This window comes from Mesorhizobium sp. M0904 (assembly GCF_040319475.1).
Lineage (GTDB): Bacteria > Pseudomonadota > Alphaproteobacteria > Rhizobiales > Rhizobiaceae > Mesorhizobium.
This window is the reverse complement of the sequence record NZ_JAMYOC010000001.1, coordinates 429,660-445,881: the sequence shown is the minus strand read 5'-3', so window position 1 is coordinate 445,881 and position 16,222 is coordinate 429,660. Positions and strand designations below refer to the sequence as shown.

At 59.4% G+C, this 16,222-nt stretch carries 17 protein-coding genes; 4 read left to right on the top strand and 13 right to left on the bottom strand.

All coding sequences use genetic code 11. The annotated features are described in order from the left end of the window. Positions 1–105 precede the first annotated feature (105 nt). The 4 genes from NKH80_RS02220 to NKH80_RS02205 all read right to left on the bottom strand — a co-directional run bounded on the left by NKH80_RS02220 (position 106) and on the right by NKH80_RS02205 (position 3,406). Positions 106–561, bottom strand: a complete 456-nt coding sequence (locus NKH80_RS02220) for a type II toxin-antitoxin system VapC family toxin (protein ID WP_352509059.1) — start codon at positions 559–561, stop codon at positions 106–108. Further along, on the bottom strand, positions 542–784 hold the full coding sequence (locus NKH80_RS02215) for a type II toxin-antitoxin system Phd/YefM family antitoxin (RefSeq protein ID WP_292653697.1): 243 nt from the start codon (positions 782–784) through the stop codon (positions 542–544). The genes NKH80_RS02220 and NKH80_RS02215 overlap by 20 nt, the downstream gene beginning before the upstream one ends. Before the next feature lie 429 nt (positions 785–1,213). After that, positions 1,214–2,341 carry an NAD(P)/FAD-dependent oxidoreductase gene (locus tag NKH80_RS02210; RefSeq protein ID WP_352509061.1) on the bottom strand — a complete coding sequence of 376 codons (1,128 nt, stop codon included), beginning with the start codon at positions 2,339–2,341 and terminating at the stop codon, positions 1,214–1,216. 63 nt (positions 2,342–2,404) lie between these two features. Next, positions 2,405–3,406, bottom strand: coding sequence for an SIS domain-containing protein (locus NKH80_RS02205; RefSeq protein ID WP_352823749.1), 1,002 nt, complete (start codon positions 3,404–3,406; stop codon positions 2,405–2,407). A 102-nt stretch (positions 3,407–3,508) separates the two neighbouring features. Here NKH80_RS02205 and NKH80_RS02200 point away from each other — a divergent pair, with 102 nt between their 5' ends. From NKH80_RS02200 to NKH80_RS02185, 4 genes are all read left to right on the top strand, one after another. Then, positions 3,509–4,375, top strand: coding sequence for a PfkB family carbohydrate kinase (locus tag NKH80_RS02200; protein WP_352823752.1), 867 nt, complete (start codon positions 3,509–3,511; stop codon positions 4,373–4,375). Between the two features lie 157 nt (positions 4,376–4,532). Continuing rightward, complete coding sequence (locus NKH80_RS02195; RefSeq protein ID WP_352753134.1) at positions 4,533–5,369, top strand: ABC transporter substrate-binding protein; 837 nt, start codon at positions 4,533–4,535, stop codon at positions 5,367–5,369. A gap of 76 nt (positions 5,370–5,445) precedes the next feature. After that, entirely contained in the window at positions 5,446–6,975 is a 1,530-nt protein-coding gene (locus NKH80_RS02190; RefSeq protein ID WP_352989289.1) for an amino acid ABC transporter permease/ATP-binding protein, read from the top strand. A 78-nt stretch (positions 6,976–7,053) separates the two neighbouring features. Beyond that, positions 7,054–8,193: a LacI family DNA-binding transcriptional regulator gene (locus NKH80_RS02185; protein WP_352989286.1), complete on the top strand. Its 1,140-nt coding sequence runs from the start codon at positions 7,054–7,056 to the stop codon at positions 8,191–8,193. Positions 8,194–9,464: 1,271 nt separating this feature from the next. Here the strand turns inward: NKH80_RS02185 and NKH80_RS02180 are convergent. From NKH80_RS02180 to NKH80_RS02140, 9 genes are all read right to left on the bottom strand, one after another. Further along, complete coding sequence (locus NKH80_RS02180; RefSeq protein WP_352706334.1) at positions 9,465–9,857, bottom strand: hypothetical protein; 393 nt, start codon at positions 9,855–9,857, stop codon at positions 9,465–9,467. A gap of 231 nt (positions 9,858–10,088) precedes the next feature. Then, a complete protein-coding gene (locus tag NKH80_RS02175) occupies positions 10,089–10,727 on the bottom strand; it encodes a ribbon-helix-helix domain-containing protein (protein ID WP_352542689.1) in 639 nt (212 codons plus the stop codon). Further along, complete coding sequence (locus NKH80_RS02170; protein ID WP_352989284.1) at positions 10,724–11,197, bottom strand: beta-barrel domain-containing protein; 474 nt, start codon at positions 11,195–11,197, stop codon at positions 10,724–10,726. Before NKH80_RS02170 ends, NKH80_RS02175 begins: the two co-directional genes overlap by 4 nt. A 24-nt stretch (positions 11,198–11,221) precedes the next feature. Further along, positions 11,222–11,815: a hypothetical protein gene (locus NKH80_RS02165; protein ID WP_352706330.1), complete on the bottom strand. Its 594-nt coding sequence runs from the start codon at positions 11,813–11,815 to the stop codon at positions 11,222–11,224. Then, positions 11,812–12,402 carry a L,D-transpeptidase gene (locus NKH80_RS02160; protein WP_352989280.1) on the bottom strand — a complete coding sequence of 197 codons (591 nt, stop codon included), beginning with the start codon at positions 12,400–12,402 and terminating at the stop codon, positions 11,812–11,814. Before NKH80_RS02160 ends, NKH80_RS02165 begins: the two co-directional genes overlap by 4 nt. Further along, on the bottom strand, positions 12,386–13,549 hold the full coding sequence (locus NKH80_RS02155; protein ID WP_352989278.1) for a CpaE/TadZ family protein: 1,164 nt from the start codon (positions 13,547–13,549) through the stop codon (positions 12,386–12,388). Before NKH80_RS02155 ends, NKH80_RS02160 begins: the two co-directional genes overlap by 17 nt. Next, the gene (locus NKH80_RS02150) at positions 13,546–14,181 is read right to left on the bottom strand and encodes a TadE/TadG family type IV pilus assembly protein (RefSeq protein WP_352473002.1); all 636 of its coding nucleotides are present in this window, start codon (positions 14,179–14,181) and stop codon (positions 13,546–13,548) included. Before NKH80_RS02150 ends, NKH80_RS02155 begins: the two co-directional genes overlap by 4 nt. A 2-nt stretch (positions 14,182–14,183) precedes the next feature. After that, positions 14,184–14,702: a TadE/TadG family type IV pilus assembly protein gene (locus NKH80_RS02145; protein WP_352473017.1), complete on the bottom strand. Its 519-nt coding sequence runs from the start codon at positions 14,700–14,702 to the stop codon at positions 14,184–14,186. Between the two features lie 14 nt (positions 14,703–14,716). Beyond that, positions 14,717–16,201 (bottom strand): pilus assembly protein TadG-related protein, encoded by a 1,485-nt coding sequence (locus tag NKH80_RS02140; protein WP_352706324.1) that lies wholly within the window; start codon positions 16,199–16,201, stop codon positions 14,717–14,719. Positions 16,202–16,222: the final 21 nt, after the last annotated feature.

The following is a 16,222-nucleotide window of genomic DNA, read 5'->3' as shown; positions in this document are numbered from 1 at the left end:
TCGTCGGTCAAAGTTCGGCCAGAAAGTTGCGGCGATCCAAGGGCAGCACGGAAACGAGAGACTTTGGCACGTCGAACAACATTGGCAGGTGGTCGAGCGAAGAGGTCAGTTGCCATTCGCGAGCGGCCCCAGAATTCGGACTCCCTGGCCGCGCGCGGCAAATGCGAGCTTACGATCGAGGGTGGCCAGGGGCAACTCGGTTTCGATTGCCAGCGCAAGATAGGCGGCGTCATAGACGCTGAGCCCGTGCGAAGCCGCTAGGCTCAGCACCGCGCCGTCCGACCCGCCGCCCGCGTCCTCTAGCGGCAATCGGCGCAGCCGTGCCATGGTGGTGGCAGCTTCGCCCGCCGCGATGCGGCCACACCGCTCGGCAATCAGTACGACGTTCCGCGCCTCGTGCCAGAACAGAGAAGGGACAGGCGCCCTTGTTCCCGGCAATCGTCGCATCAGGGCGGCCGCCGCCTCGCTGTCTTCATCAGGAAGAATCCAGGCAGCCGCCATGGAAAGGTCGACAACGAAAGGCATCACACGATGATCGCCATCAAGCGCGGCGCCCTTCATCGCGCCAGGCCCGAATTTCGTCCTGCGTCACGGGCTTGGCGCGGGCCCGGGCAGCGCTGATCTCTTCGATCACGGCTTCGACATCGTTGCGCCGTTGAATCCGCGACAGTTTAGCGATGGGATCGTTGCCGCGCGAAATAATCACCTCCTCGCCTGCTTCGACTCTTGAAAGCAGTTCCGAGAGATGCGTCTTGGCCTCGCCAACTTTCACCGTGATGGGCATTTTCTGTCCTTGTACACGTCGGGGCCCCTCGCGGCGAGCCGTGTTCATTGCCGTTGAGCTGAGTGTGGATTGCCCGACAATCGCTGTACACAACAATAGGCGCAATGCTGACGCTTGGTCAATGCTTGGTCAAGTCACTAGGCCTGGACATTGCCGACCCCTCGCAGACCGCAAGGCGGGCGTCTCTCAACAAGGTGAAGTTGTTCGTTCTGGTGGAACGGGGCTTCTGATCGTGCGCGGTTATCTGGTTTTCGAAGATGCGGAGGCTTGCAACTTGTCGCGGTCAGCGCACTCCAATGGATCGCGAGTGGCCATCTGACCATAAGACGACGACCTGATCACGCGATCCTGTCACCCCTCTCTCGGTAAGGGCAAGATTCCCCAGGCCCGCGGCCCATCTGGACGGTTCGGCCTTGCCCAATTGCCCTTTCAGTTGAAACGATTAGGGCGGAACGTTGCAAGCATGGGATGCGGATTGCCTGAGGCGATTTCTTTGGCAAGCAATTCGCCGACGATCAATCCAAGCGTGGCGCCGCTGTGGCTAAAGGCGACGTGAAGCCCGGCAACGGTCTCGACGGAGCCAAGCACTGGCTCGCCATCGCCGGGGATCGGCTTCGGGCCAACTGCATAGGTAGCGAGTTGGAGCCGCGGATTGCCCTCGAGCACCGCACTAGCCTCCTCGAGCAGTCCTTTGACGGTCTTGTCGTGCACGGTGTAGGTTCCGTCGGAGTTGACCATGACTTCTTCCTCCGACCACGCCGAATCCAAAACAAGTGCGCCATCCGGCGTCGGGCGCACCGCCACGCGGGGCGTATTCAGCACGGCACGGAGCTCGGTCTTGATCGGCTTGGTTTTCAAGAGAAGTGAAATCGGGGTGGCGTCGGGGACATGAACTCCGACCGTCGCGAGCATGGCGGGCGTCGCTGGCCCAACGGCAAGGACCACCGCATCCGCCTTTAACGGCATACCGTCGGCAGTGACGACGCCACGCGCGCGACCATCTGTGGCATCTATCCGCACGCGTCCAGCGTTCTGCACGAGTTTGCCGCCGCGGGAGCGGAACTCATTGAGCAGCAGATCGATCAGGCAGGGCAGGTCAACCCATCCTTCGCCAGGATTGAAGATGGCACCCTGCGGGGTGATGGCGCTGGCGTTGACGCCGGGCGCCACTGCGCCGACTTCGGCAGGGCCGAGCAGAAGCGCGTCATACCCGATATCCTGCTCCAGCTGGCAGATGGACGCGATCTGGTTCGCCTCGTCATCCGCATCCCAGGTGAGGCCGCCGTCAAAGCGAAGCCAGGCCGCCGTTTCCGGCCTTGTGGCGGCCAGGGTCCGATAACGGTCGATGCCTGCAAGCCTCAGGCGGTGGTAGGCAGTGTCCGCACGTCGTGCTGAGTTCAGCCAGGAAAGTGAACGGCTGGATGCGCCATTGGCGGGCGCGCCGTCGTTGACAATGGTTACATCAACGCCAAGACGAGCGAGGTGCAACGCGGAAGAGATGCCGAAGATGCCCGCGCCGATAACAACGACATGGCGCGGCTTTGGGAATGCAGTCATAGAGAAATCCTTCTTCGCAGAAGACGGGCTGGAGTTGTTAGATCGCTGCAGAGCGCGGCGGAACTAGTAGTCCGTTAGCTTCTTCATGTAGCGCCGGCCCTCGAGCATCGGCCGGCCGCGCAGACCGGCCAGCTCGTAGGCAAAACGCCACAGAGTGTCGAAGAAGACCAAGGGCACGAGATAGGGTTTGATGCGATTGGACATACCGCTGAGGTCGAGTTCCGCTCCATCGAGCACCAGGGTGTTTTCCCGGCTGCCGTACTTGACAAGGAAGTCGCGGGCGCGTTCCGTGAGGCGCCTCGTTTCGTCCAAGCCCAACATCACGACGAAGCCGGCATCCTTGTCCACCACCTCAAAGGGGCCATGGAAAAACTCGTTGGCGTGTATGGCCTGCGAGTCGTACCATTGCATCTCCATCAACACGCAGATGGCGTAGGAATAGGCCGCGCCATAGCTGGCACCGCTGGCAAGTGTGTAGATCCCCTTGCGCGGCGCGAAACGGGGTGCAAAGGCCCGAAACCGGTCGGCATAGATCCGGTGCGCACGTTCGATGGCCGGCTGAAGATGGCTCAGGCTCATCAGCAGGTCGGCGGTTAGCTTGGCATCCTCCCGAGCATCGATCAGGCCAGCGAGCAACATATAGAGCACGCCGTAATTGCTGTAGGCCGCATCGATTGCTTTGCCCGTCGTGTAGGATGCCTGGTAGGCTACCGGGTGGTCGACCGCCCGCGCGAGGGGCGATGTTTGGTCGAGCGTCATACCGATTGTCGTTGCGCCTCGGTGTTTTGCGTGATTGGCCGCCCGCACGGTCTCCGTGGTGGTTCCTGTCTGCGAGCAAAGGACAACGAGCGTGTCAGGTCCCAACCGTCGCGGATCTCGGCAGACGAACTCATCCGCGTTGTAGATGTCGCAGGCGAATGTGCCGCTGTGACGGTCGACGAAGTATTTGCCTGCCATCATGATCGAGAGCGAGCCGCCGCACGCCACGAGGAATAGGTGCGAAAATCGCTTGCCCGCCGTAGCGGTCAGGGCGCGTTCCACGTCGGCGGGCAGGGCGGAAATCATGGGCTTTCTCGTCTGGCTGGCAGAACTAGGGGCCGGCGCACAATTGACAGGTGGCAGCCATTGTGCGAACGTTATCACATCCTTTAAACCGAAAGTCCTGCAATGGTCAAGATTGCCGCGATAGGCGATAATGTGGTCGATTGTTATCTTGCTCGCGACGAGATGTATCCTGGCGGAAATTGCCTCAATGTCTCGGTCTATGTCAGCCGCTTCGGCGGACGATCGGCCTATGTCGGAGCGATCGGCAAAGACCGGGCAGGGGACCTGATCCGCACTGCATTGACGTCGGAGCGCGTGGACGTTAGCCGATTACGGCGCCTCAAGGGGCCTACCGCTTACTGCCTCATAGGTCACCGCAACGCCGATCGGATTTTCCTGGACTTCGATCTCGGAGTTTCGGTGTTTACGCCGACGCAAAAAGATCTGGATTTTCTCTCGGGCTTTCAGGCCGTCCACATCGGCCAATCCAGCGGGTTAGACCCGTGGGTTGCCGCGGTATCGAGCAAATCCCTGTTATCTTACGATTTTTCTACACGGCGGGAGCCGGGACACCGGCGCGAGATTGGGCGCTATTGCTATCTGGCCTCCGTCTCGGGCGACGGTCTCAACGACGATAAATTGGCTGCAATCGTATCCGAACTGCTTGCATGTGGTTCAAAATGGGTTCTGGTGACTCGAGGTCGAGCTGGCGCGGTGCTTCACAGCGACACCGTCTCCTACAGCACCCCGGCGCGGCTGGTCGAACCCGTCGACACCTTGGGCGCGGGCGACACCTTCATCGCCAGAACGCTATTCGGCCTGCTCAGGGAAGAGGCGCCTCAGGGCATCCTCGGTCATGCCGCGGAGGCAGCGGCCGCTACCTGCCGATACTACGGGGCGATTGGCCATGCGACAGCAATCGACATAGGGAAGATGACGCCGGAGATCCTCCGCGGAACTCTGCACGTGCAAGACGGAAAAACCGTCTAGGCGCGAAATTCTCCGGAACAATTGACGCGACAAATGGACAATGCTAAATGAAATGATAACGTTCTCATTCATACTGAGCGCCGCCTAAGAGCGTTTTGATGGATGAGACGTCGAGTGGGATCACAGGCCGGTTTGGCCAATCGTAAGAGGAGAAGACATGCAAACGAATTCGAGCAGGCGCCAACTGGTGAAATCCGGTCTGGCGCTGACGATCGCGCTGTTGACAGGACTTGGCACGTTGGCCTCGTCAACGCAGGCAAACGCGGCCGACAACCCCTACAACCTCATCGACCCGACGGTGATCAGCGTCGGAACCATGGGCGATGCGAAACCCTACGTCTTCACCGACGCCAACGGTAATTTCACGGGCTTCGACGCTGAACTCTTCCGCGACGTAGCGCGCCGGCTCGGGTTCAAGGAAGAGCAGGTCGTTTTCACCGGGCAGGAATTCTCGGCGCTGCTGCCATCCGTGGCCAACGGCCGCTTCGACGTCGCTGTCGCCGCCATTGGCACGACCGCGGAGCGCAAGAAGACCGTGGATTTTGGCGACGGCTATCTCGCCGGCTACCTGTCGATCATTTCGGCTGATCCGGCACTGACGAGCAATGAGAGCACCGCCGGAAAGCGCATCGGCGTGATCCAGGGAACGCTGCAGGAAATCTATGCCGAGAAGAATCTGAAGGGCGACATTGTCAAATTCCCCGACAACAACACTGCGGTGGCGGCGCTGAATAACGGGACGATCGATGGCCACTTCACTGATTATGAGTCGGCCAAGCAGTATGTGGAGCGCTATAAGAACCTGAAGATAACAATGAACGTGCCGTCCTTCGATGCGCCGGCCGGGTTCGTGGTCAAGAAAGGCAACGATGCCTTCCGCGAGGCGCTCAACAAGGCGCTGCGCGAGGCCATGGACGATGGCACCTGGAAACGGCTGCATGAGAAGTGGTTCCCGGGCACTCCGATGCCCGATCAATATCTGCCCAAGAAGTAAATTCGCGCGTATTCATTTTCGTTTCCGGCCGGGCCCGTGAGCAACGGTGCCCGGCCGAGTTATAGATGGACTTGATATGAGCTGGTTCGATACCTTCGCCCGCAGCTTCCTTGATTTCCAGGCGATGGCAGAAGTTCTGCCAAACATGGTGATGGTCGGCCTCAAGAACACTTTGATCCTGGCCCTTGCCTCGACGTTTTTCGGGACGCTGATCGGTATCGTCCTCGCAGTCATGGGGATTTCGGAGAACCGGCCGCTGAAACTCCTTGCGCGGGTCTACACCGATATCTTCCGCGGGCTTCCTGCTATTGTCACGATCCTGATCATTGGCCAAGGCTTCGCGCGGTTGGGCCGAGATCTGTTCGGTCCATCGCCTTATCCGCTGGGCATTCTGGCGCTCAGCCTGATCGCCGGCGCCTATATCGGAGAGATTTTCCGCGCCGGCATCCAGAGCGTCGAGCGTGGTCAGATCGACGCCACCCGCACTCTCGGTATGACGTATGGCCAAGGCATGCGCCTGGTGGTGATCCCTCAAGGCATCCGCCGCGTCCTGCCTGCACTGGTCAACCAGTTCATTGGCAACGTCAAAGACTCCAGCCTGGTCTATTTCCTTGGTCTGCTCGCCTCCGAACGCGAACTGTTCCGCGTTGGCCAGGATCAGGCCGTGCTGACCGGCAATCTGTCGCCGCTGTTGCTGGCCGGCGTGTTCTATCTCGTGATCACGGTGCCGCTGACCCACCTCGTCAATTACATCGACGCGCGGATGCGCGTCGGCAAACGTATCACCGCTGTGCAGAGCGGCCTCAAGGAAGTCGCCGAGCTTGCCGAGGCGGTCGTGCCGGGCGCAGCGAAATTGCCCGCAGTGGCGCCCACCCGCTTCAAGGGCGGCGGCATCGAGGTCAAGAACATCGACATGGCCTACGGCGCCGTCCAGGTGCTTCATGACGTCAGTCTGAAAGTCGAGCCCGGGACCGTCACCTGCCTCGTCGGTCCGTCCGGCTCGGGCAAGTCGACCTTGCTGCGTTGCCTCAACCGCCTCGTAGAGTGTCGAGCCGGCGACATTCTGCTCGATGGCGAAAGCATCTACAAACAGACCCCTGACCAACTCCGGCGGCGCGTCGGCATGGTTTTCCAGCAGTTCAATCTGTTTCCAGACCGCAGCGCGCTCGCCAACATCGCCCTGGCGCTGCGCAAAGTTAAGCGCATGTCGCGCGAGGAGGCTGAGGGGGCGGCCTTAGCGAGGCTGCATGAAGTCGGACTGCTGGAGCGCAAAGACCATCGGCCGGCCAATCTCTCGGGCGGGCAACAGCAGCGGGTGGCCATCGCGCGCGCCCTGGCCCTCGAACCCGAAATCATGCTGTTCGACGAAGTCACCAGTGCGCTCGATCCGGAATTGGTCAAAGGTGTCCTGAACTTGATGGCCGACCTCGGACGGGGCGGGATGACGATGGTCGTCGTTACACACGAGATGAACTTCGCTCGCAAGGTCGCGAACCAGGTCGTATTCATGGACGAGGGGCGGATTGTCGAGGCAGGACGACCGGAGGACCTTTTCGACAATCCGCAGAGTCCACGTCTTCGGCGCTTTTTGTCAGAGGTGCTGTGATTGCAATGGTGTGCGTAACGGCGGCTGTTGCGGTGTTCGGCCTTGCGGGGCTGGCTTAACTGCCGCTAGGTCGCCGTCATGCGCGCGCGTGACGGCGGGGTTTGCCGAGTGACTCAAAGATCGTCGAAAAACGCAACTATCATAGAGGTCGCTCGCCGGGCCGGGGTGAGCTCCGCCACCGCCGGGCGTGTCCTTGGTGGCTACGGCTACAGCAGCTCCGAGGTTCAGGAGAAGGTGCGCGCCGCCGCAGCTGCGCTGGGCTATCGCCCCAATCGCCTGGCCAAAGGCCTGATCACCGGTAAGACGCAGACTATCGGAGTTGTGGTTGGCGACATCGAAAGCCCATTCTACGCCAGCGTGCTGCGCGGAATAGGGGATGTCGCGCGCCGTGGCGGCTTCGGGGTAATCGTCACGAATAGTGACGAAAATGCCGAACTCGAGCGAGAGGCGGTGCAGTTGCTGCTGGAAAAGCAGGTCGATGGGCTGATCGTCTCATCGACCTTCGTGGACGAGCCGGATCATCTTCGTGAAGCAGTCGCGGCCCGCTGCCCCGTCGTGCAGTTCGACCGTATAGTGGCGGGCCTGGAAACCGATTCAGTCGTGGTCGACAACGTTTCTGTAACGCGTAACAGCATCGCGGCCATGATCGCCGCCGGACACAGCCGCATCGGAATACTGGCGGAACTCGGGCCGGGCCACCGCGATGATGTTGGCTCCTTTGTGGCGAACGTTGATCTCTCCAGCTTCGATGTTCGCTACCATCATCCAAGCTGGCAACGATTGTTGGGTTATCTCGAAGCCCATCGTGCCGCAGGTATCGAGCCGGATCCACGGTTGATCCGCCGCGTAGCGGTCTATTCTAGCGAGGCAGCTCGCAAGGAGGCGCTCGATCTGCTGACAATGCGCAATACGCCGTCCGCTCTATTTACCGCCGATGGTGTGATGTCGACAGGCGTTCTGGAGGCGACTTCCGCACTAAGACTTGCGATTCCAGGAGACGTTTCGCTGCTTTGCTTCGACGATCTCGATTGGATGCAATTCGTGGCCCAGGGTATCACAGCCATCGCCCAGCCAGCGCATTTGATCGGGGCGGCGGCGGCGGAGCTTCTCTTGAAGAGGTTAGCGCAGGCCAGTTTGCCTTTCGAGCACCGTGTGCTGGCGGCCCGCTTGGTGGAGCGTAATTCAATTGCGGTTCACCGCAACCGCGAGGCCGTCTGATCTCCGGCCGCGACGGTCTGGCTGGAGCTGAATTGCAGCGCGTCTATGCCGAGGTTGAGGCCATGCACGGATATTGACGTGTCGTATGTCTCTTCGCTTGCCTACAACAACATCGGCCATCGGGATCGGCTCGGCTGAATGACAGCCCAGGCGGACTGCTGGGCACGACTACTACTGCTTGCGATGCCTCGGCGTAAGCTGCGCAAGAAAACGGGTGAGAACATCCGGGTTCCGATTGCGGATCTCGATGTCGCTCTTGCGCCGGATTGCGCCGCGTACAAGTCTGGCGCCGAGATAGCGGAACGGCTCTGGAGGCAATGCCAGCCGCCGGTCGATGCCGACAAGACCGCTGGCGCTCCGCCGGTCCTTGCGCTGAGCACCAGACTGGCGAGCACGCGGCCGCCGATGGGCGTCTGTGCAATGCCGGTTTCGTTGAAGCCCATGCCATAGAAGATGCGGGATGACCGCGCAGATGATCGAAGACGGGAACATGCTCGGGCGCGAGCTAAAGCGATCTTAGCTATGCCTCAGAGTCCTGTCGGATCCGCCAACAATTCGCAAAGTGTTCGGGGTTCCAGTCGGGAGACCGCCAGCGGCTAATCACCCAATCGAGGGATATAGCTGCGGTGCCTACAGCACGAGCTCCTTTTTCAAATGCACCAGTTCATTTTTTTGCAAAATTCGCGTGAAACAGCCGCTGTCGCCAGACAGAACAGCCCAAGCGAGCCGGCCCCAAGCCGCGCGGGAGCGTTCAAGCCGTTTCCTGTAACGGAGCATCGCGCGCAAAGCTTCGCCGCAGCCAATCGAGAACAGCATAGAGACCGAACTTGTATGCGTGCGAACCCAAGGTGCGGCGAACATCAAAGCTGCGGCATCTTGATGGAAATGGGACCCAATGGTCCGTCTGCAGGGTAGCCAATAACTTGCCAAGGCTGCGCTGTTGACGGGCTCAGGTCTCGTATCGAAAGAGCCACCTGGATTTACGCCGATTTTCTTCGGCGACGGTATGGTGATCAGGTGATCAGGTGATCAGCCCATTTGCGCGAGCGGAAATCCAGGAGCGCTTCGGCTATTCCAACACGGCAAGCGTTGACAGCAGAGAGAGTGAGTTTGAAGACGCAGACTTCTCGTCGCAATGTCGTCTGGGTTCAACGCTCAATCGACCACGCTCAGCAGTGAAATTGCGGCAAGTGGTCTCAAGACAGTTCCACTGTCAGTGGCAGGCCGGGTGTCAAGATCGCCTTCTGAGTCATCGGACGAGGCAACACTCGCTAATTCGAATTGGCGGGCGCGGAGGAATACTGGTTTTTGCCTGTTGCCCTTGCTCGGCCCCGCCAATGCGATCCGTCAGGAAGTTTAGCCGATAATTCGCCTTGAGTCAGTGCGGCAACAACTAGAGAGCAATCGAGTTCCTCAAGGAACGGAGCCTTCAGGTCACTCTGAGCTGCCATCCGAAGCGATCTCAATCTTGCTGTCTTTTCGCTACGTTCGGCATGCTCAGCCTCGGCAATGATTTTCGCGGAGCGGATAAGCTTTCTATTTTCCAGCCAACACATGTGTTCGATCCTGCGAAATTTCTTCTTGGAGCTTGCCGCAGCTTTTCCGCGCGGATTTGCGCGACGATCAGCCCAGTTCGGATCCAATCCCGTTTTTCTGCTCGCCAAGCCTTCTCTGGCGCCAATACGTCGTCTTGCCCTCTCTCTTCGAGGTTGTCGCCCTTCATTGTAATGAATCCGGTTGATTGGTGATGGTGCCGCTCCCGCCAAACGGCGCGGGCCGTCGGCTGGCAATAGCGGTCGGGCCTAATCGAAGTCTCGCAGACAGTTCCTATTCGCGCTAAATGACACGAAGGATCTTCAGCCCGGATTGAGCCTCGCTCACTGGAGGCCGCAGTTCTAGCTGTTGACGAACGCCATCAGCAATTCCGGTTCGGGTACGGGCGCCCGTACTACATTCAATTGACCTCGGTACCGGCGTTCGCCGGCCCCGATTACAAAGCCGCTGGCGATCGGTACTTCGCCGTTGGCGTCGAGTTGGGCAAAAATGTCGGCGACAGGGAGATCCAGCGCCAGCTTGAGATCTAGTCGTGCATCATTGTTTGGTCCGATCGGCAACTGACGCTTGACGAATTGCTGGAACGAAGCATTGAAAGTCAGGATCTTCTTCGATGACGCCAAGGCAAAAGCGGGCGAGGGGCAGGCAAGCAATATGGCATTGATCGTCCTGATCGATGCAAGCTTCCGCAGGGCCATGTTTTCATCCGCCAGCCCGTGTATGCAAGCCACCCGAATCGCCGATGTCAGGTTACCAGTCTTGGTCGGGCTGTCGGCGATCTCCTCGATCAGCATGCCGATTGTGCATTTCCTACTTTCAGCCATCTGCTTCAGAGATATCCAGAAAGCCTTTTCCAGACGAATGCCGCGGCGTATGCCGCCACGCGCGACGACCCGGAATTCCAGCCCGAAATCCTCTTTTGTGATCGTTAGAAGCAGCCGATCACGATTGATGGGAGGAGAGGTGGCGCTAGCGCTCACTCATGGTCTCCTGACGCGCCTTGTTGATCGGCTTTAAAAGGTAACTCAGAATCGCCTTGCGTCTTGATGTCTACTGAGCACATTATGCCCGGGATGGTTGAATAAGTCTCGTCATCCCTCGCGAGCGTCGATTTGTCCGCCGCGACACGAACTTGGTAAAAGGCTCCCCCGTTTTTCTGATCGACCAAACTGTCGGCGATCATGCTAGAGACCTTGCCTTCGATGCCGCCGAAGATCGAGAAGTCGTAAGCGGTGACCTTTATCAGCGCCTCGCGGGACGAATAGACGACATCGCGTAGCGAGACCCACACTTCGATCAGCAAGGTTTCGTGGGTTGGCACGATGTCAGCCACGAGCACCAGGCTGGACGAAGGCACCGACGTCCACCCGACAAAAACGACGAAAAGCGCTCCCAGAACGAATATGGACGCCGACGCGCAAAGCGGCGGACGATCTTCTCTGGCAAGCATTCTCCACGCCCCCTTACCCCGCTTCTAATCGATCTTGCGGTAATAGACCTTGCCGTCAGGCTGCTCTATGCGCCGGTAGGAGGAGCTTGGGGCAGGGGGCACCGCTGCTGCGATCCTCCTTTTGGGCGGGCGTGGTGCTTCGACGATACTGCGTTCGGTCGCTTCTTCACTATCGAGATCGCTGACCGGCTCCGCCGTGGCGCTGGTCGTCTCAACAAAAGGCTCCGCCACGGTAGAAACGTCGTCGTTGACCAGCGGCAAGTTCTGTTCTATCCGAGCAATGCTGCCGTTGATCTGGCTGAAGCTACCCTGCAGTTGATTGTCCAGTTTTTCGAACCGGCTTTGAAAGCCGTTATTGACCATGTCGAGCCGGGCCGCAATCCGTTGCTCGAACGATCCGAGCTGTTCCAGCCTCCCTTCGACAGAGCGCAGATCGTTGATGCCGCGGAAGAGATAGACCGCGGCTATTAAATTTGCGGCTGTGATCAGCAAGGTGCCTGCAGCAACAACCCCGATCATCCTGGCATTGCTCGGTTTCCCAGCGACAACTTGCTCTATAGCTTGGGTCGCCGGCCCAATGTCGATCGCCGGCATGTCCGGGTCGCTAATCATCGTCATTGGACCACCACCTTTGCACCGACCGAGACGCGCCTGAAAAGATCGATCACATCGGTGTTGGTAAGACGAAAGCATCCCGATGTGCCGTCGAAGCCAACGCCTGAAGGGTCGTTGGTGCCGTGTATGCGATAAAGCGTGTCGTGCCCGTCTCGGGATAAGTAGAGAGCCCGTGCGCCGAGCGGATTGTAGGGACCGGCCGGCACCATCTTCGGCAGCTCCGGCTGGCGCGCGCGCATTTCTCTCGGTGGTCGCCATTCCGGCCATTCGGTTTTCGCCCCCACTTCCACGGTGCCGGTCCAGCCAAATCCGTCACGCCCGACGCTGATTTGATAGCGCAGCGCCTCACCCTCTCGGGTCACAAGATAGAGCGCCTTCTCCTGCTTGCGGATAATGATCGTGCCCGGCTGTTCCGCGGTTTGGAAAAAAACAAACTTGCGCAGGCTGGGGCCCATGGCTGGCAGCGGCGGCTGGTCCGATAGCCCGGATCGGGCATGGGCGCAGTCCCAGGACGATGCCGCCAATGCCAGGCCTATGATGCAGGCGCCCGCAAGCGTTGGAACGAAGCGATATCTACCGGGCAGTGTCATCGAGCCGCTCTTTGAACATCCGCTTCAGATCCTTGTTGAAGCGTGCCCGCCCGTCCACTTCGGAAGGCATGATGGCTCGGTTCAGCGCATCGGTCAGCAGCGTATTGTCCAAGGCAACCGATTTGATGTGCGGTGCCTTGAATATCTTTTCGAGTTCGCCGCGCGAAAAGTGATTGCCGAACCATTTGCTCTTGTGCTTGTTGGCGACCAGCGTGATGTTCACCGAATTGCCGCGCAAATCGCGGATCTTCTTGTAGAGCCGCTTGCCCTGCCGCAGCGAGGCGACGTTGAGCTCGAACACGATGAAGATCGCGTCGCTCGTGGAAAGCACAGGATTCTGCCAGGGAGTTTCGATGTTGGGCAGGTCGATGACGATGTCATCGAAGCGATAGGCGACGAGGTCCAGCAGCCGGAACACGAAATCTGCGCCCTGCGGCTCGAATGGCAGTTGCGGCCTTTCGAAGGCGTACAGCGTCAGGCCGGACGGGCGCGAGAGCTTGATGACATCCATCAGTTCGACATCGAGCCGTTCCGGCTGGCCGATGATGCCGGCAAGGTCGAACTGGTTGAAGAGGTTGAGATAGGCGCCACAATTGGCGCTTTGGAAATCGAGGTCGACGAGGCAGGTCGAAGCTGCACGTTCGGTGGATTTCGAGGCCAGGAACTCCGCCGCTGACAAAGCGAGCGTCGTAGCGCCGGCGCCGCCGCTAGCGCCGATAAAGGTGATGATGCGGCTCTTGGTGCCCTGGTTGCCGGTGTCGTGGAAGGTGACCGCGTTCAGAAGCTCCTTGGCATCAAGTGGTTTGTGCAGCCAGTCCGAGGCGTTCATTCGCACCAGGATGCGCGTCTGTTCAGAGGTCAGATCGTCGGAAACCGCAATCAGCGGCACGGCCGCCCACAGGGCGCGCCCTTCGACAATGCCAGGCTTGCCAAGCAGCTCGCCATTGGCAAGGTCGAGGATTACGATGCCCGGCCGCGTGTCGGGGGTCGGGCCTTTGAGAAAATCATCCGTTTCGGAAATCCGGACGTCATAAATCGCCAGCGCATCGAGCCGCGTCGCCACGTCTTGCTTGAACTGCGAATCAGACGAGAACAGGGCGACCTGCTTTCGTTTGGTTGGGAGAACCTTCGTGTTGATGGCGTTCATGGTGATGTGCTCTTCAGGTCTTCGCCCGTAACCGTGCTTAGCATGGAGGGCATGGTGAGGTTCGCGAAGCCCATCAGCCCTTGCAGAAAGAAGAACTGAAAGGTCACGTTTTGAAGACTTACGGTGATTGTTGGCACCGGTCCGCCCAGCCGGGTCTGATAGCTCAAGCCAGTGGCGCTGTAGGTGACCACCACGTTATCGCGGCGCAAGCGCGGAAAGAAATGGCACATCCCGGGCCGTTGATTTGCTGCGAGTGGGGGACAGGCATCATCGTTGGTGTTTGCCGTGTCCCCGCGGAAGATACGGCTGAAGTTGGCGGCATTGAATGTGCCGCCGTTGGTGCAAGCTCCTGTGCCAGCAGTATATCTGCAGACGAAGGGGCCATATGCCGCGGCAACGACTGGCGCACCCGGTGTCGTTGTCGGCGCCGCAGTTGCAAGGGCCGTCGCAATTGGGTCTGAAATCGAGGCCAGCCGGGCGCCGAGTTGGACCGCCTTGGTAGCAGCGTTCCATTGGTAGAAGGCGTGACCGAAATCGATGAAACCGAGGACAAGGGCAAACAGCAGCGTCGAAACGATGGTCATTTCGACCATCGCCGCGCCGTCGTCCGAATCCGCAAAACGTTTGAACATGGTCAGAACCGGATCAGCCGCTCCTCGTGAGAGCCGTTCAACGTAATCGGGCCGATGCCGATTATCGATAGCATGCCGACCCCGCCGTACGCCAAGGTACCCGCAGCCCTGACGATACAGACCTGCGCGGTGGTTGATCGATATTGCGCGACGCCGGCAACCACAGCGTCATGGCAGGAACCGGAGGCGGCGATTGTCACCGTCACATTCGATTTCTGCCAGCCGCTGACGCGTGCACTGCCTGTTCCCGCGGCATTGCCGAACACAGCGATGTTTGCAGCGATGTCGGCGCAGTTGATCGCCGCAAGCCCGGCTTGTGTATACAATTGGCTGTTGCAGCGCGCGGCGAAGCGGCTTGCATCTGAAAGTCCGGCCTCCATCAAGAGTTTTTCGTGAATCAGATTGCCGAACTCGAACACGCCACCCGCCAAAATCAGCATCAGCGGCGTGATCAACGTCATTTCGATGAGCACTGCACCGCGTTGATCGCATCGAAATCTATCGAGATGACGCAATAGCATTCCAATCATCGCCATCACCGGTAAAGCTGAGCTTCGTCGCGGAGGAAATTGTCTAGCGTGCCCTGGCCGCCACCCCCAGTAACGTCTACCAATTCAACCATCACGGATGCGTCTTCCGATGGCGACGCAACCGGTTCAGTCAGTAAAAAGCTTCCAAAAGCTTCCACCGGCAGATCCGTGCTGTGGCCGGACAGATCGCTGCCGGCAGCGTGGAGTGCATTGCAGTTCAGGATCGCACCGTAAATCAACCGACGGTCAACCGTCGTGACAGGGGGTTGGCAAGTTGCCGACGGGGTTCCGATCTCGCCACCAGTCGACGCCATGCCTACCAACCCGGCTGATATCTCGTAACGGTAGACCTGATAGCGCGTCGGCTTGGTCGTATTCCATGAAGATGGGTAGCCAGCGGAACCAAAGTTGGTGCTCCAGTAACCAGAGAAATTCCAATTTCCATCGCCCATTCGGCCGCCGAGGTATGGAGTGGTCGCGTCGCGTGGAAGGCCCATTGTTCCAGCTTGGGTGAATGAAAGTTGGTTCATGGAAGGACATTGGTTTGCGCTTCCTCGGGTCTTGATTGCCCCTTTGCGGACGTTCGCGGCTGGACCGTATTCAGCACTATTGAAATGGTTGCCGCTGGCTGCAATGCCGAAACGAACATTGAAGGCGTCTTGCACTGGGCCGGCGTTCTGGCCAGTTTTCGTGCTAACGTTGGCGGAACTGTAGCAACCAATCGGCCTTGATGTTGCAATCGTCTGAGCGAGGGCTTGAGCACCGTTCCCCACACCGGCCGGAGGTTCGAGGAAGCCGAAGTTACCAGGGCCAGCGGCAGCCCCATTTCCGACCTTCCTCAGTTCGATCAGTCGACGATGTACAGCCGGGTTGGAGACGGCCTGCTCAAGTGTGAATCCGCCCGCTGCATTCGTCCCGTCCACCGTCTCGTAAGGGTTGCACATAAAGACCGGCGTGAAATCGCACACGCCGGAAGTGAAGCCCGCCACAGCGACTGCGCCGACATTGAAATTGTTGCTGGCGCTGGATGACAAGAAGGAAGCCGGGAAGATTGCAGCAAACCCGACAGGGGTTACAGTGACTTCAACAAAACGGGCAAGTTTGGCGTCATTCAGCTCGTCGGTGATCACATTGGCCGGCACAATCGGGAGATTGTCGGTGGCCGGCAATGAGCGAAGATATCGGCGTGTTACTCCGGCGGAAGCGAGCGTTTGAGGAGGGCCGGCGGTCGAGAAGGTGTATCGATTGCGTACCAGCGTAGCGATCGCCCTATCAGCACGGCTGATAGAGCCCGACGTCCCGTCCAGCTCAGCCGCGCCTGCCAGGGCAAACGCATCAGCACCCTTCTGCAGATCGTTATGCAGATTGTTGAGCCGGCTCATGTCGATCACCAGCAGAGAAAATCCGATGATCGCCGGCAGCATGACGCTGACCAGTATCAGCGCTATTCCCCTCTGATCGTGCCAGAACGCGCGAATAATACGCAGCATGGCCTTGCTCTTTTGCTCGAC

Bases quoted from the DNA above. Each gene is read 5' to 3' on its own strand.
- NKH80_RS02220 (WP_352509059.1), bottom strand. From the start codon at position 561: ATGAAGGGCGCCGCGCTTGATGGCGATCATCGTGTGATGCCTTTCGTT.
- NKH80_RS02140 (WP_352706324.1), bottom strand. From the start codon at position 16,201: ATGCTGCGTATTATTCGCGCGTTCTGGCACGATCAGAGGGGAATAGCG.
- NKH80_RS02185 (WP_352989286.1), top strand. From the start codon at position 7,054: ATGCGCGCGCGTGACGGCGGGGTTTGCCGAGTGACTCAAAGATCGTCG.
- NKH80_RS02145 (WP_352473017.1), bottom strand. From the start codon at position 14,702: ATGCTATTGCGTCATCTCGATAGATTTCGATGCGATCAACGCGGTGCA.
- NKH80_RS02195 (WP_352753134.1), top strand. From the start codon at position 4,533: ATGCAAACGAATTCGAGCAGGCGCCAACTGGTGAAATCCGGTCTGGCG.
- NKH80_RS02155 (WP_352989278.1), bottom strand. From the start codon at position 13,549: ATGAACGCCATCAACACGAAGGTTCTCCCAACCAAACGAAAGCAGGTC.
- NKH80_RS02150 (WP_352473002.1), bottom strand. From the start codon at position 14,181: ATGTTCAAACGTTTTGCGGATTCGGACGACGGCGCGGCGATGGTCGAA.
- NKH80_RS02205 (WP_352823749.1), bottom strand. From the start codon at position 3,406: ATGATTTCCGCCCTGCCCGCCGACGTGGAACGCGCCCTGACCGCTACG.
- NKH80_RS02170 (WP_352989284.1), bottom strand. From the start codon at position 11,197: ATGCTTGCCAGAGAAGATCGTCCGCCGCTTTGCGCGTCGGCGTCCATA.
- NKH80_RS02190 (WP_352989289.1), top strand. From the start codon at position 5,446: ATGAGCTGGTTCGATACCTTCGCCCGCAGCTTCCTTGATTTCCAGGCG.
- NKH80_RS02215 (WP_292653697.1), bottom strand. From the start codon at position 784: ATGCCCATCACGGTGAAAGTTGGCGAGGCCAAGACGCATCTCTCGGAA.
- NKH80_RS02210 (WP_352509061.1), bottom strand. From the start codon at position 2,341: ATGACTGCATTCCCAAAGCCGCGCCATGTCGTTGTTATCGGCGCGGGC.
- NKH80_RS02165 (WP_352706330.1), bottom strand. From the start codon at position 11,815: ATGACGATGATTAGCGACCCGGACATGCCGGCGATCGACATTGGGCCG.
- NKH80_RS02200 (WP_352823752.1), top strand. From the start codon at position 3,509: ATGGTCAAGATTGCCGCGATAGGCGATAATGTGGTCGATTGTTATCTT.
- NKH80_RS02160 (WP_352989280.1), bottom strand. From the start codon at position 12,402: ATGACACTGCCCGGTAGATATCGCTTCGTTCCAACGCTTGCGGGCGCC.